Below are 592 nucleotides of genomic sequence, written 5' to 3' on the forward strand. Positions count from 1 at the left end.
TGTATATCTCAGACACTGAAGGTGCACATCAGTGGCTAAGTATACTAACCGATCTTCATAGTCGCGGTATTAAAGACATCCTGATTGCCTGTGTTGATGGCCTTAAAGGCTTCCCTGAAGCCATTGAAACCATTTACCCACATACAGAGGTGCAGTCATGCATCATTCATCAAATTCGTAACTCAATGAAATACGTAGCGTCTAAAAACCAGAAGGCGTTTATGGCTGATTTAAAGTGTGTCTATAAAGCCACAACCCTCAATGCAGCTGAGATGGCGCTGGACGAGCTGGAAGCCAAATGGGGCGACAAATATCCTGTGGTCATCAAGTCCTGGCGCAACAAGTGGGCGCTGTTATCGACCTATTTTAAGTACCCGGAATACGTGCGTAAGGCTATCTACACCACGAACGCGGTTGAGGCCGTACATCGTCAGTTTCGTAAACTGACGAAAACCAAGGGTGGTTTTGCCAACGAGAACAGTTTACTCAAACTGCTCTACGCCGGTATATTGAAGGCTCAGGAGCGGTGGTCACACCCGATTCAAAACTGGAATTTAACGCTATCTCAGCTGTCCATCCATTTTGAAGGACG

At 46.5% G+C, this 592-nt stretch carries 1 protein-coding gene; it reads left to right on the forward strand.

The annotated features are described in order from the left end of the window. Positions 1-592 (forward strand): IS256 family transposase (locus ACFFF6_RS19915; protein WP_376983269.1); only part of this gene is annotated, 592 nt, incomplete at both ends.

It is taken from the genome of Brachybacterium hainanense (assembly GCF_042434575.1).
Classification (GTDB): Bacteria; Actinomycetota; Actinomycetes; order Actinomycetales; family Dermabacteraceae; genus Brachybacterium; species Brachybacterium hainanense.